This window comes from Amygdalobacter nucleatus, assembly GCF_029167365.1.
Lineage (GTDB): Bacteria > Bacillota > Clostridia > Saccharofermentanales > Fastidiosipilaceae > Amygdalobacter > Amygdalobacter nucleatus.
This window is the reverse complement of record NZ_JARFNM010000001.1, coordinates 632589-647421: the sequence shown is the minus strand read 5'-3', so window position 1 is coordinate 647421 and position 14833 is coordinate 632589. Positions and strand designations below refer to the sequence as shown.

General features: G+C 38.4%; 13 protein-coding genes. 4 read left to right on the top strand and 9 right to left on the bottom strand.

From position 1 onward, the window contains the following. Positions 1–36 precede the first annotated feature (36 nt). The 4 genes from PYS62_RS02880 to PYS62_RS02865 all read right to left on the bottom strand — a co-directional run bounded on the left by PYS62_RS02880 (position 37) and on the right by PYS62_RS02865 (position 3954). Positions 37–828 carry a type III pantothenate kinase gene (locus tag PYS62_RS02880; RefSeq protein ID WP_066713391.1) on the bottom strand — a complete coding sequence of 264 codons (792 nt, stop codon included), beginning with the start codon at positions 826–828 and terminating at the stop codon, positions 37–39. Positions 829–842: 14 nt separating this feature from the next. After that, positions 843–2045, bottom strand: coding sequence for a bifunctional phosphopantothenoylcysteine decarboxylase/phosphopantothenate--cysteine ligase CoaBC (gene coaBC / locus PYS62_RS02875; RefSeq protein WP_066713388.1), 1203 nt, complete (start codon positions 2043–2045; stop codon positions 843–845). A gap of 8 nt (positions 2046–2053) precedes the next feature. After that, on the bottom strand, positions 2054–2743 hold the full coding sequence (locus PYS62_RS02870) for an ECF transporter S component (RefSeq protein WP_082714286.1): 690 nt from the start codon (positions 2741–2743) through the stop codon (positions 2054–2056). Positions 2744–2967: 224 nt separating this feature from the next. Further along, complete coding sequence (locus tag PYS62_RS02865; protein ID WP_066713384.1) at positions 2968–3954, bottom strand: GMP reductase; 987 nt, start codon at positions 3952–3954, stop codon at positions 2968–2970. Positions 3955–4155: 201 nt separating this feature from the next. Between PYS62_RS02865 and PYS62_RS02860 the strand changes: the two genes are divergently transcribed. From PYS62_RS02860 to PYS62_RS02850, 4 genes are all read left to right on the top strand, one after another. Beyond that, complete coding sequence (locus PYS62_RS02860; protein WP_066713382.1) at positions 4156–4725, top strand: hypothetical protein; 570 nt, start codon at positions 4156–4158, stop codon at positions 4723–4725. 55 nt (positions 4726–4780) lie between these two features. Further along, complete coding sequence (locus PYS62_RS02855) at positions 4781–6424, top strand: phospho-sugar mutase (protein WP_066713380.1); 1644 nt, start codon at positions 4781–4783, stop codon at positions 6422–6424. Between the two features lie 182 nt (positions 6425–6606). Beyond that, entirely contained in the window at positions 6607–6711 is a 105-nt protein-coding gene (locus PYS62_RS07470) for a helix-turn-helix domain-containing protein (protein WP_082714284.1), read from the top strand. A gap of 50 nt (positions 6712–6761) precedes the next feature. Further along, positions 6762–7028: a hypothetical protein gene (locus PYS62_RS02850; RefSeq protein WP_066713378.1), complete on the top strand. Its 267-nt coding sequence runs from the start codon at positions 6762–6764 to the stop codon at positions 7026–7028. A gap of 164 nt (positions 7029–7192) precedes the next feature. On the opposite strand, the gene PYS62_RS02845 is transcribed toward PYS62_RS02850, so the two are convergent. From PYS62_RS02845 to PYS62_RS02825, 5 genes are read right to left on the bottom strand one after another with little or no spacing between them, the layout of a single operon-like run. Further along, entirely contained in the window at positions 7193–9166 is a 1974-nt protein-coding gene (locus tag PYS62_RS02845) for a radical SAM protein (RefSeq protein WP_066713375.1), read from the bottom strand. A gap of 4 nt (positions 9167–9170) precedes the next feature. Next, positions 9171–11024 carry a DUF3810 family protein gene (locus tag PYS62_RS02840; protein WP_066713371.1) on the bottom strand — a complete coding sequence of 618 codons (1854 nt, stop codon included), beginning with the start codon at positions 11022–11024 and terminating at the stop codon, positions 9171–9173. 32 nt (positions 11025–11056) lie between these two features. After that, complete coding sequence (locus PYS62_RS02835; protein ID WP_066713368.1) at positions 11057–12163, bottom strand: glycosyltransferase family 2 protein; 1107 nt, start codon at positions 12161–12163, stop codon at positions 11057–11059. A gap of 21 nt (positions 12164–12184) precedes the next feature. Then, a complete protein-coding gene (locus tag PYS62_RS02830) occupies positions 12185–12646 on the bottom strand; it encodes a cell division protein SepF (protein ID WP_315572743.1) in 462 nt (153 codons plus the stop codon). Positions 12647–12675: 29 nt separating this feature from the next. Beyond that, the gene (locus tag PYS62_RS02825; protein ID WP_066713363.1) at positions 12676–14748 is read right to left on the bottom strand and encodes an HlyD family efflux transporter periplasmic adaptor subunit; all 2073 of its coding nucleotides are present in this window, start codon (positions 14746–14748) and stop codon (positions 12676–12678) included. Positions 14749–14833 lie beyond the last annotated feature (85 nt).

Sequence of the window (14833 nt, the reverse complement as noted above, 5' to 3'; positions counted from 1 at the left end):
TTAATTAACTACCTTCTAAGTCTATCACAAAAGTTATTAATCAATGAGATCAGATTGAATCTTTCTCGTCTTTTTATAGATCACTTTCATGCCCTTAAATGCAATATCTGGATCGTAAATGTCGATAAGATCTGTCTCGTTGTAAATCAAGCTACCTAAGCCACCTGTGGCAATAACATACGGTTCATCGTTGAGTTCTTTTTTCATTGCTTTAATAATGTACTCAACCGACCCAATATAACCATAAACAATGCCAGCTTGCATACCTTGAACAGTATTGCTGACTAAGATGCTACTTGGCTTTTTAATTTCAACTTCTGGCAATTTGGCTGTACAAGTGAACAAAGCTCTAGTTGAAATTTCCAAACCTGGCATGATAACTGTATGCTTAAACACGCCGTCTTTGTCTATATAGTCAAAGGTTGTGGCCGTACCAAAATCAATCACCAAACAGCTATTTCCCTTGTACATGGCATGACAGGCTGCCACATTAGTTATTCTATCAGCGCCTACTTCTTTTGGATTATCTGTCCTTACTTCAATGCCTGTTTTAGTTCCCGGTCCTACTATTAATGGTTTAACATGAAAATACTTCTGCAAAGCTGAGGTCAAAGCATGCATGCATTTAGGTACAACAGAACTAATTATTGCATCGTTGATACCTTTGTCACTTATACCTTTGCTAGCTAACATATTTAAGAGCAAGATACCTAATTCATCAGAAGTACGTTCCGTACGTGAGTTTAGGCGAAATGAAGCATATAAATCTTCACCTTTGAACACGCCAACCAAAATCGTTGTATTACCTACATCAATTGTCATTAACATATGTTAGATCCACCTTACTTATTCTTAGTCTGATATAATTCATGACAAACTGAAAGCAACTTAGAAGCTAAGTCAGTCTTGCTCATAAGTGCTAAACTCTCTTGTTTGTCAGGCCACAGCAATGTTGCAACATTTGTATCGCCAGCAAAACCTGCACCTTTAGTAGTCAAGTCATTGGCTACTAACAAATCACAGTTTTTAGCTAACAACTTATTCTTAGCATTTTCTAACAAGTGTTCAGTTTCCATGGCAAAACCACAAAGCACTTGTTTTGCTTGTTTATGTTCACCAGCCCATTGTAAGATATCTGGATTTTTGACTAATTCAAGCTGCAAGCTTGCTTCCGACTTTTTAATTTTCTGGTTAGCAACTTTATTAAGTCGATAATCAGCCACCGCTGCCGCCATAATTAACATATCATGATCCGACCAGTTAGCTTTAACTGCCTCTAACATATCTAAGGCTGTCTTAACTTGAACTACATTCACATTGACAGGAGTCTCTAAATTCACAGGGCCAGAAATTAACGTGACATCTGCTCCCTTAATCGCCGCAACTTTGGCAATGGCATAGCCCATCTTACCGCTAGAATGATTGGTGATATAACGAACTGGATCAATTGCTTCAACTGTCGGACCAGCTGTAACTATTATTTTTAAGCCTTTTAAGGTTTGACTTTCTAAAAGTAAGTTTGCAATTTTAGCTTCAATCTCAGATGGAACTGGTAATTTGCCCCGCCCGATATCACCACAAGCCAAAAAGCCAGTTTCCGCCTGCATAACTTCAATTCCCCGCTTACACAAAGTTGCTATATTAGCTTGCGTAGCTAAATTATCCAACATGAAACTATTCATAGCTGGGCAAACTAATATTTTGGATCTAGCAGCCAATAAAGTAGTTGAAGCTAAATCATCAGCAATACCGTTTGCCATTTTGGCTAAAATATTAGCTGTTGCCGGCGCTACTACTACCAAATCAGCCCACTTAGCTAGTTCAATATGTATAACTTTAGTGTAGTCAGTTTCAGCTGAGAACATATCAATCAGACATGGGCGTTTAGTTAATGTAGCAAAGGTAACTGGGCTCACGAACTCAGCTGCATGTTTGGTTAAAATCACTTGCACTTCATATTTTTTGCTTAAATCACTACATAATTGACAAGCTTTAAAGCAGGCAATACCGCCACTTATAACTAAAACAATATGCTTTTTGGCCATTGTTCCTCCTATTTGACCCAATCAGGCTTGACAACTTTGACAAAACCAATAGCACAGAAGCAAGCTAAAAGTAACTCCATTACGCCGTTCAAAGCAATGACTGTACCTATTACGGTAAACAAAGTCATCGGAGCTGCCTGTCTAACTTGAGCATAAGGCTTTGCAAAGAAAATATAGATACTCGACATAACAAGAATCGTATGCATAAAAGTCATTACGACGGCACTAAATCCAGCGGATAAAGCTGGCTTATGCCAAAGTTTCACACATAAGCGGAACAACAAAGCTGTGCCTAAGCCTAAGATTAAGCGTGGTCCAAGCACGATCCACAAACTAGCCAAATTACCGTGAATTTCACCAATACTATAAAAAGGTGAAAAAACGAAACTGGTAATAGTTGGATTAAATGTATTTTTGAGTAAGCTCAAAAGACCAAACACAAAACCTACGGATAAACCAGCTGTTGGGCCTAATAAAAGAGCCGCAATTATAACTGGAATATGTAAAGTTGTGGCATTAACTGGACCAACTGGCACGAAGCCCAAAGGTGTGAAAAAGAGTAACAACTCGATACTGACGAAAATGGCTAAGATTGCTAAGCGCTTAATTTTAGCCTTGGTTTGTTGCTGTACGTTACTAACAGTTGAGTTTGCTGATAGCTTCCCACTGCCATTTGACAGCACATTTAATTTTTGCATAATCTACCTCCTATCGCTCTTTTACCATGAAAAGATGCAATGTTCTGACTAAGAAACAGTTTAACCTGGCTTATAAAAAAAGCAAGCAATTGAATCACTTTTTCAGCCAAGAAACTGTACAAAAAAATATTTCCTGAAATAAAAAATGAGGCGGATCTCTCCGTCTCATTCATACTATGTACTTTCCACTTTGGTCTAAGTAAACCTTCGCCACTTAGTTAAATTTAATAGTCACCATTGAATATAGAATTTTTCACAATCGCGTAATCAACTAACTTCAAAGCACCCAACGAGCGTCCACCGGCATAAGAAATAGCTGACTGCAAATCTTGTTGCATCTCTGTAAGTGTATCCATGATACTACCCTTTAATGGTAAGTAAATCTTCTTGCCTTCCACATTTTCATGTGTTCCCTTCTGATATTCAGAAGCTGAACCGTAGTAAGGCTTGTACAACTTGCCATCTTTTTCAATCACATCGCCTGGGCTTTCTTCATGACCAGAAAAAAGTGATCCGATCATGACCATAGTTGCGCCAAAGCGAATGGATTTGGCAATATCACCATGTTGACGAATGCCACCATCAGCAATTATTGGCTTGTTAGCAGCCTTTCTGCACCAATTTAAGGCTGATAGCTGCCAACCACCTGTACCGAAACCTGTTTTTAACTTTGTGATGCAGACTTTACCAGGGCCAATACCGACTTTGGTTGCGTCAGCTCCAGCATTTTCTAAGTCACGCACAGCTTCAGGTGTAGCCACGTTACCAGCAATTACGAATGAATCTGGGAAATTCTCTTTTAGATATTTAATCATGTCAATAACTGTATCAGCGTGGCCATGTGCAATATCAATTGTAATATATTCTGGTTGCAAATGAGCTGCTTTGATCTTTTTTAGAAGTTCATACTCGCTCGGTTTAACACCGATACTGATAGAAGCATAAAGACCATCAGCCTGCATTTTCTCGATGAATTTCAAGCGATTATCTGGTGCAAAGCGATGCATGATATAGAAGAAATTATTTTTTGCTAATAAGGTAGCTAAATTTTCATCAATAACAGTCTGCATATTCGATGGGACAACCGGCATTTTAAACGTAAATTTACCTAATTTAACTGATGTATCACATTCTTTACGGCTTTTGACGATACATTTAGCCGGGATCAATTGAATATCTTCGTAGTCAAAAATATTAAAGCTGTTAATCATTTTATGTCCTCCTATCAACTGAACAATTACTCAAACAACTTTTAAGCCACCGCAAAATTGCGTGACTATTCAGGCAAAGCCCAAACGGAGTAGATTATAACCTACAAAAGTTACAATCATAGGTGCAAACATTTATGCTTCTGTCTGTTATACTTAAAGAATACAACTAAAGTGGCAGAATGTAATTAGAGGTTTTCTCATATGAAGCAAACTAAGATTTATCGGGCAAGTAAAGACTCTCTTAACTATCAAATTCGGCTTGCTCAGCTTACAGATATGCCCAATTTATTAGAACATTATCACCAAACTAGACTCTATATGATAGAAAGCGGCAATCCCACCCAATGGCAAGGCTATCCTAGTAAAGAAATTTTAACAGAAGATATTCATAAGAAACAGCTCTATATCCTCGAAGCAGTAGAAACTGATGTCTTACAATCTAATCATAGTCTATTAGCTTCTTTCGTCTTTCAATTAGGCATAGAACCTAACTATCAAAAAATTCATGGTCAATGGTCTAATAATGAACTTAATTATGTCACTTTACATCGTGTAGCTAGCAATCACAAGCTTAAGCATACTTTTTCCGAGATAGTTAAATTTGCTTTATATAAAACAAAGGAACTGTATGGCTACAGCTATATACGCATTGACACGCATTCTGACAATAAGCCGATGCAAGCTGCACTTAAGCGAACACACTTTGTTTATTGCGGTAAAATATTCATTAAGCACGGTGGCGAACGACTGGCTTACGATTTTCTAGCCTAAGTTGTTTACGACCTAATAAATTTTATACTTAATGTATATGAAAAGAGGCAATCTCATGATCAAATTCGGTACAGCCGGTTTGCGTGGCTTGATGGAGCCTAGCCTAGATGGCTTAAACGCATACACGGTATCTTTGGCAACGCTAGGTATTTCAGCATGGCTCAAACATATTAAGCCCAATCAAACTACTAAAGTTGTTTTAGCCTATGACACACGCCATCACTCAAAAGAATACGCTACTTTAGCAAGCGCTATCCTCACTAACGAGGGACATGAAGTTTATATCTTTGAAACATATGCCCCTACACCAATGCTAGCCTACAGTATTCGGCCTTTAGGCTGCGACTGTGGTATCGTGCTAACAGCTTCCCATAACCCCAAAGATTATAACGGTTACAAAGTTTATGGCGCTGATGGTATCCAAATTGGCGAAGAAACTGCTAACTTTGTCGCTAACGCTATGGAAATGGCCAAAGCTAATACGACATATTTTGTAAATGGTAACTGTAAAGACAATTTAATTAAAAAATTGCCTAAGGCTAATTTCGTACCAGAAACAATTGTCAGCAACTATTTGCGTGATATTCAAACATTGTGGCAAGTCCATTCGCATAATTCAGCCTTTACTAAAGCTAAGCATGACTTAAAAGTCGTTTACACTCCAGTTCACGGCACAGGTGCTAAATATTTTGTCCCTCTACTTACGCAAGCTGGTTTTAGCAATTTGCAGGTTGTACCTGAACAAAAAGAGCCTGATGCAGATTTTCCAACTGCACCTCAACCTAACCCAGAATATCCAGAAGTTTTAACCTTGGCGATTAATTTGGCTAAACAAAGTGATGCAGAATTAGTCGTTGCTTCTGATCCTGATGCTGACCGCTCTGCCTGCGCCTTAGTTGATCAAACCAAAAACTGGCATATTCTAAGTGGTAATGAAATTGGCGCTTTGATTTTGGCTGTCCGCTTACATAATGCTGAAGCTTGTGGCAAAAAATTAACAGCTGACGATGTGCTTGTAAAAAGCGTTGTCACTAATGATTTTGGCGCAACTATCGCCCTAGAGCATGGCCTAGGTGTCAAAGAGAGTTTAACTGGTTTCAAAAATATCTGTGGTACCATTCCTTATCTAAAAGCAGAAGGCAAGTCTTTCTTCATGGGCTATGAAGAAAGTATCGGTTATGCTTATCCTGATTTTGTCCGTGATAAAGATGGTTTGGCTAGCTGTTATACCCTTGCTATGGCTGCTGCTAACTTAAAAGCTGAAGGATCCAGTTTGTGGCAATTCTTCACAAGTTTGCGTAAAAAATATGGTTACTTCCTCTCTTCTCCATTCAATATCGTCAATGCTACAAAAGAAGGCGTTAAAATCATTCAAGGCATCGTTGAGAAATTCAGAAGCAATCTGCCTCTTAATTTGGCAGGCGGTAAATTGGCATATGTTGAGGATTATTTACCTCTAACTAGAACTTATTACACTTGGGTAGACCAAACAGCAACAGTAAGTCATGTTCTAAAGCTACATCTATCAGCGCAAAATCTTTTGAAATTCCGCTACGATAATAATCTAACTGTCGCTCTAAGGCCATCTGGCACAGAACCTAAATTAAAATTCTATATTGATGTGCTGGCGGGAACTGAAAAAGAAGCTGAATCTATTTTGGCCCAAGCTGTCAAAGAAGTTAAGGATTTGGCTAGGTAATTTTGCTAAGTAATTCAAGTGGTGAATTAAGTCAGAAGCTGGCGCTTGTAGCCAGCTTTTCTGTTGTTACGTAGCGTAACAGCGTTGTTTCGATAAGTAGCTTGAGTCAACGCATGCCAATATTTATAGTTGAATCAACAGATAATTCTCTTTGGAAAATTTAGTCATTTCAGAGGTGTATTATGACTCTGATTAGCAAACTTAAACTAGCTAGGAAAAAAGCTGCTTTATCACAAGAACAATTAGCAGATAAGCTGTGTGTTTCACGCTCAGCGATTGCTAAATAGGAAACAGATACAGGCATGCTGACATTGAAAACATAAAGGCAATATCTAAATTGCTCAATACAAGTCTAGATGACTTACTCAATAATGACGAGCTTACGCAAACTTTAACTACACGTGAAAATTATGAGCTTGAACTTGCTTTAGGTCAAACTAAAAAGGTCAAAAAAGATTACTGGATCTGCAAAAAATTTCCAGATGATGAAATTTACAACCTGATGGCTGTACCCAAGCTGAGCAAATCAGAAAAGCTAATTGATAACGCCATTGGCTTTTTAGGCATTGCCCTTTTGCTATTCCCGATGCAATCGAAGGTCTGAAAAATTTAAGTCACGATTATTATTGGGTAACAACATTTAATCAGCAATATCTAGTTTGTATGACTGATAAATACATCGAACAGCGCTTATTAGAAAAGCGAGTTAATGACAATAAATTTGAAATAGATAACTTAAAATTTAAGAAACTACAAAAAGTGAACTAATTAAGCACCAAAATAACGCTCAATTAATTTGGCTTTAGCGAGGTTGTGTGCCTCGCTATTTTCTAAATAACTAGCAACGGAGCGGGCATTACTGAAGCGCTCAACCTGACTTTTGTTGACGAACTTGCTCATCGCACAACAGCCAAAACCTAGAATTGAAGTTTGATCCAGCATCATCAGTACATTATATAAATTGCCAAGGCTATAAGTTGACGTCCCAGCCTGTTCCAATTTAACCGGCCTTGCAAAACCAGTGTTTTCAAGAGCTGAAACGGCATCTTTTTGCCGATACATGTAATAAGGCAAATAGGCGTGTGCCTGTAACAAATTTTGCCCATCAGTTAGCGTCTGATGTAGCTCACTTTGCACAAACTGTAATTGGTTTAAGCCATGGGCAAAAGCTTGCAAGGTGCTGTCTTGGCGCACAGTTTCCGGCACAGAACGCTCAGAATTACGCAATTGGCCTAGCCATGATTTTCGTTTGAAAGCTAAGGTATGAATGGTGATATTTTCTGGTGCAAAGCTTAAAGCTTGCTCCAAAGAATAGAGCATATCTTGTCTTTTCTCACCTGGCAAACCAAAGATCAAATCCATATTGCAAACAGGAAACTTCAAATCGCGCACCATCTGCATCACATTTTTAATCTCATCAGCATAAGCAGGCCGCCCGAGATGTTTCAAAGTTTCTACATTAAATGACTGGGGATTAACACAAACGTGCTGAAAGCCAGCTTGTCTAACAATTTCCAACTTTGTTTTAGTGATCGTGTCAGCCCGACCAGCTTCGAACGTTTTCTCTGAAATTTCGTTCCACATTGGAAGGCTAGTTAGGCAATTACACAGACGCTCTAGATTAGCTTCATCCAAAGCTGACGGCGTACCACCACCAATATACAAAGTCTGAATTTTGCCGCGAATTAACGGCCATAATGTCTGTAACTCCTTAATCAAAGTTGTGACATAGGCTGTTACTAATTCTGTTTTGGCCTTAATTCCGTCTCTAGGTGCAAATGAACAATAAGCACAACGTGTGAAGCAAAAAGGGATACCAATATAAATAGATAGTAAACGCTCATCTTTTGAGGCTAATTTAGTTGTTTCTAATTTAGTTACGGCTAATTTAATATCCCCTACTTTTTCTGAAGAACTGGTGCTAACTTTATTAGTTAGTGGCTTATAACAAGCTCTAGCCAACAATTTATTTTCATTAGAAGCTGTCTTACAAACTAATTCCGCCTTCTCCACGCTGAGGCCATAAAGCGACTGTAAACAATTAGATACTATCTGCCACAGATCTACACAATCATATTTGGTCATGGCCAAACGACAAGTAGATAAATTGGCCAACATTTCTTTGCTCAAGCAAGCATTCTCGCTTAAATTAGCTAAATTCGGCTCTAAAGTATAAGCTGTTTCTTTCGCTAATTTATAATCTAAAAGCGCCCGCCAATTATATAGGCACTGATAAATTTCAGTTGCCATATAAGTTGGCCGAATGCCAGTCAAACTTCCCCACGGAAAACATAGCCCCTCAATTTCGCACAATAAATCATAGAGTAATTTCTTGACTAGGCGCTTAGGCGTAAGCAAGGCTTGAACTAGCTTATCCTCAATTGTAGCTATATAAGTTGCTTGTTCAGCTGAATTAGACTGCGAGAAAGTATGCATTACTTCAGCCCAATAAAGCTTAAAATCTGCAACTTTGGCTGATTTAACTAGTAGGCATTTGTCAGCTAACAAGAGCTTCGCCGTAATAGTTTCATTTGCTTGATCATACGCACTGATGAGCTTAACTTCGCCCTGTTCCAACAAATTATACAATTTGGAATTTACTGAAAGTGTTACGTCCAAATAAGCTGGCTCGGCTGTTTCATGCAAGATACTCAAGCCATAAAACAAGCGCACTACATCTTGGAGATTGTAAAAATCACGATGGCCGTATAACTCAAGCCGAATATTTTTTGTCTCTGCCATCAGTTTAGTTCAACCCTTTTGCTGACTTAGCTAATTTTGTCTGCTTAACTTCATCTAATTGACCCGTAGCTTTAAAATGCGCAACAATCAATTTGCTAACTTCATCATAAGCTACAACGCCACGCTCATCACCGTTCGCCTTGATAAACTCATTGTTAAGCTGCTGGCTGTCACGCGCAACTTGTGTCTTAAATTGCTGCCAATATGCATCCTCTAGCTCTATGTCACGACGACATACAGCTGGCAAGGCCCGATATAATTCAATTGCTAAATTATGATTAACCTTAAATAAATCCTTGCTCAAATAGGTCCAAGCATTAAGATAAGCACTGTAATTAGCATATCTATCTTGACTTTTACTTAGTGTAAAGAAAGCTAAGAAATTAGCCTCATCCTCACGGGCAAAGAAACGCTGATGAGCTAATTCATGCGCTGCTGTGAACAGAATGTAAGGTGGCAATTGACTCACATTAACGTTGGCTTCCATAAATAGTGGCATATACATACCAGTAGTATGAGTAAAAGACCAATAATATGACATTGTAACTGCCTTCAAAGCTAACGTCTGACCATCCAAGAAATTATAATATCTAGCCGATTCTTGATAAGCTTGCAAAGCTAAATTAAACAACGCTTGATTAGAGCTTGGCACTTGTAATTGAGTGCTTAAATTTACTAATGATCTGTCATCAGTCTGCGAACTTGTTTCACGCTTAGTCTCACTCTCATTAGTTGTTTCAGCTTCAATTTCGCTAGCTTTAGTTTCTGTTTTACTAGTTTCAGGCTTAGTCGTTATACTTGTTGTAGACGTAGGTGCAGGATTATTTGTAGCAACCTTTGTAAAAGCTGGAACTAATGGGGCTGCTTGCTCAGATTCATCCAAATTAGCACCATCTATGGTAGCACTATCTAGGCTATCTCTGTCGATGACAGAGCCATCAACAACAACTTTATCTGAATTAGCTTCATTAGCAGTTTCATCTAAGCCTGCCCCAACTGGCATAACTTGATTTGGACTTTCTGCACCTTGTACTACATCACCAGTATCTGACAAGGTTAATTCACTCATATTATCAGCTAGCACTGCTGCATTCTCGCCAAAGGTAAGATGCACCTGGCTAGGCTTGGTTACAGATTCTGTTGGAATTTTTGGAGTAGTTTCACTTGAATCAGCACTCGGTAATGTTTTTTCACCTGAAATAGTTGGCAAAGACTTACTAGTAATTATCTCAGTTTCAGCTTGCGTAGTTGAACTTGTTTCCAACTCAGTTTCTTTAGTTTCAGCTAAATCAGCTGGTTCAGAAAAATCAGCACTAAACTCGCTCAACTTTTGAAAAACGTAAATACTTGCCATCTCTAAATCAGTTTCATCAACTTGTTCAACTGGCAAATTCAATTTGGAACTGATACGCTCTCGGCCATAATTGTAGCCATGAAATAAAAGATAAGTTGAAACAACATAAGAAGCAACACAAACTAACACGAAAGCTAATTTGCCAATGTAACGCCAATAAAATAGTGTCTTCTCTTGCCAATAAGCAATGTATTTGTTATTGAAAATCCTAGGTATAGCCAACAAACTTTGTAAGACCCAGACTAAAGTTCTTGAAACAAGCAATAAAACAACAATTAACAAAGCTAACGGTACAAACCAGGCCATCAACTCTGTTACAGAAAAAGGCATGAGATTGCTGATAAAGCGAATTGGCCAAGCAACAAAAGGTGCAATGTATTTCGCAACTTTTTCAAAGAAGGCTACATCGCCCTGCTTAATGTAGCCAACACAAGCTAGAACTAATGCAGGCAACACAACTAAAAATAATTGCCACAAGCGTTTGATTAATTTGTTGTTCAGCATGTCTACATCCTTTCTAGCTAGTAGCTATAAAACTAATTAAATTTCAAAAATTTCTTTACTACGCGATAAATCATCGTCACAATCTCATTGCTCAAAGGCAATGTCAGCAAAGAATTGGCTGGTGAATGGCGCACAGCCTGATACATTTCCTCATCAAAATCGTGCAAAAATGACCACAGATCTTCAATTTTCGCCTTGGCCACATCATCAGCAATTATCCTTAAATGCACCACGCTTACAGTATACATCGCAGCTAAATAATGTAACAGGTAGCTACGTAAGCACTTGCCTGTTTTACCTGGCAAAATTGCATAAAGGTGGAATGCCTCTGTTAAGAGCTTAGTGACTCTAATTTGCTGATCAATCCGCTTAATGAAAATCTGTTCATTCACCGACTGATCATTGCGGCCAACTTCATAGTGATAAAGTTCAACTGGCAAATAATAAAAGCTATGACAATATGGTAGCGGTATATAAGCTAAAAGGTTATCGACGTAGAAACAATGCTCAGGCAAAACTAACTTTGCTTGGGCCAAAATGTCCATGCGATAAATCATCGAATGCATGGTCAAATAAGTGCCTTGCGTAAAGTGTTTTGTTTCAGTAAATTCAAAGAAACTTTCAACTGGCAATTGGCGTCTCAAGGAGATGCGGTTTTGACCTTCCTCGATATTTTCATAAGTATAATCGACCAATAATAAATCAGTCAGCTTATCAGACTTCTTATCAAGATAGGCCTCACGTTGGACTTGTAAAAAATCAATAACGTGTTTTAAGCTTGTTATGTCTAGCCAATCGTCAGCATCTAAAACATAATAATAAAGTCCACGGCCATGTTGCATACCATAGTTCACACCTGAACCATGGCCGCCATTTTCTTTATTAACCAACACAAACAATTCTGGATATTTATCGACATAAGTCTGCGCAATCTCAGCTGTATTATCCTTAGATCCGTCATTGACGATAATAATTTCAAGCAATTTCCGATATTGCTCATCTAAATCCATAAATGGGCCCAAAGTACGCGGCAAAAACTTGGCCGCATTATATGCAGGCACGGCAATGGTCAATATTTTACCATCACATAACTCAGTTCTCGGTACGCGTGGCTCAAATCTACTTAAATCTGCAGGCATAAAGTTCTCCTTCAACTTAAATTAATATTCAGCTGGAGCTTGTGTCTGATTTTCAATATCGTTTGCAGATTTATCTGTACGATATGTTACATTTTTAGGCATTAATAAATAAATTTCACGACTAACTTTAGTAAAATTACCCTCTAAAACAAAGGCAACACCTGAGATAAAATCTAAGCTACGCTGAAAATCAGTCGCATTCATGTTACTTAAATCGCAAACAACTGATGCTCCCCGTTTAAAATGTAAAGCAATCTCTTGGGCTCCAGCAATATCGCTAGCTTCAACTAAAACAATCTCTCCACTATTTGGCATATTTCTTAAATAAGCTGCACCAGCACTCATATTGCTAGGTGTTACTCTTCTTGCACCAGCTGCCTGACTTTCAGCATTACTATAATCTGCCTGATTAGCTGCATAATTCTCAGCATAAGTAGCATCCTCTCCATCTACTGGTTTCAAAATATTTTTAAAAAAAGCCATATTTTCCTCGATTCTCTTTTGTTTTCTAATTATGTAACTTGTTGCCCCACTTTAACTTGACGTGGATTCAACACAACAATTGCATTTTCACTAATTACATTATCTTTTTCGTTTAAGCCTTCAATAATGGCGTATTGTTCATTGCTATCAACAACTCTCACACTAACTTTTTCGACAAAACCGCCTTTTAACACTTCAACATAAGCTGTACTTTCACGCTTAGCATCTTCATAAACAAGCGCAACTTTCGGGACAATCAAGCCGCTCTTTGTCGCTTTGATGAGTTTAGCTTTAATAGCTACTTGATCTAGCAAGACTTCAACATTACGGTCACTCTTCAACAAGAGTAATACACCACCATTATCAGGTGTTACACGTAAAACCGTACAATTTTCTATTGTCTGACCAACACCCGCAACGAGCAATTTGTAGGCTTTATTCACTGTAAAGTCGCTGCTCTTAGCATTTGCAACCTGTAACAAGAAATACTGGTAACGTGTATCAACCAATCTGATAACTGGTACCTGCTCCTTAACTTTCTTGCCGTTACTGGAAGCTGATGGCTTCGCAGCATTGTAATAGGTAATAAACTGATCATAACTCATGCTTTGAATCGTTTCAGTGTTAATATCTATCAATTGCGGATTTATCTTATATGAAATCAAACCAGCTGATGGTGTTTCAATAATGCGCGCCTTTTCTTGTAACTCATGAACCAAAACTTTTTGCTCTGTTCTTAAGCTATCAATGATAGGGTCAGCCAAATTCATTTGGCGCAGAGAGAAATTACGCTCTTGTAAGAAAGGCTGCAATGTATAAACGTAATTGTTTATATGTCCTAGTTTATTCTCAGCCAAATCTTGCCTTAACAAATTCAAAGTTGGCAACATAGCAACGTCAGCCTTGGCAAACAATTGGTTAGCCTGTGTGTTTTGGCCACGTTTCAATAAAGTTAAAATCTGCTCTGAAATTTGGCGCTCAATGTTGTCATTTTTGTGTTTAATTTCGCTAATGTCACTCGTCACAATATTAGCAATCTCTTCATCAGCTGCTACCAAACTGCCTTCTGCCTTGATAGCTTCAATCTCACCTGCCACTGGCGAATACAAAACTTTTTCTTCTCTTGCGACAAAGCCAAAGGCTGGAAACTGCTGCTCCAAATCGCCATTTTTCAAAATATGCAGCTCCATCTTGGCGCTTGTCTGATTAAGAATGACTTTACCAATCACAATTGCTAAAAGTAGCAAGCTAAAGCTAAAGCAAAAGACTGTTATCAAGCGTCTTCTTTTCTCTTGGCGTTGCATTTTAAAAATAGCTGAATCAATCTTACGATTAACATCTGCTAAATCGTATTTTGGCAACTTGCCACTTGTAGCTGGTTCTTCAGCATTTTGCTTGGACAGATCCAACTTCTTAGGCTTCATAAATATCGCAACTATGGTGTAGAAAAGCTTAAAAATTTGGTCTGTAAATTTGTTAGGCTTAGTTGGCTGTTTGGATAATGCTTTGGGACTTGCACCTATATTGGCTGAAGCTGTTTGCAAATTCTGCATCTGCTCAGGCATATATGTAGCTTGTCTACTCTGTAAATTAGGAACAGGTGGCTGCCAAGCCTTAGAATTAGACTGTTTATTAACAGTCTGGACCAAGGCAGGCTGCTTCTTAGCCATCTGTTGTCGCTTATTTTTAGCTTTCGCAAATCTCTGAAAAAATCCGTCTAATCTGTCTTTAATGGTATGCTTCTTTTTTGACGAATCGGAAGTAAGCTGCCCCGTTACGCCCATAGTTTCCGCTAAACGAACAGGATTTTTTGTTTCAGGTTTATAATTGGTAACTTGCTGCTTAGGGTAGTTAGATTGCGGATAACCTGAATAGAATTCTCTCTCGAACGCTTTGAAGCCACGGCGCTCTTGCATCTTGCGCTTAGCCAAAGCCGAACTATTAACTTGTCCCTGCTCATAAAGGTAATCTTCAAGGCGCAAGGCATCCTGCTTAGCAACATCTTGCTCGATCTGAGCTTGTTTATTGCTAAGTTTAGCTTGCAAACTATTAGCCAAATTCTGAATGGCCTTAAATCGCTTGTTCTTCTTCCCTATCGCCATCTTTACCACATCAACTATAAATTGAGGCTGACTAGTAACAGCCTACAAGTATGTTAAGTATACCATCAATCTATTCGGTAGACTT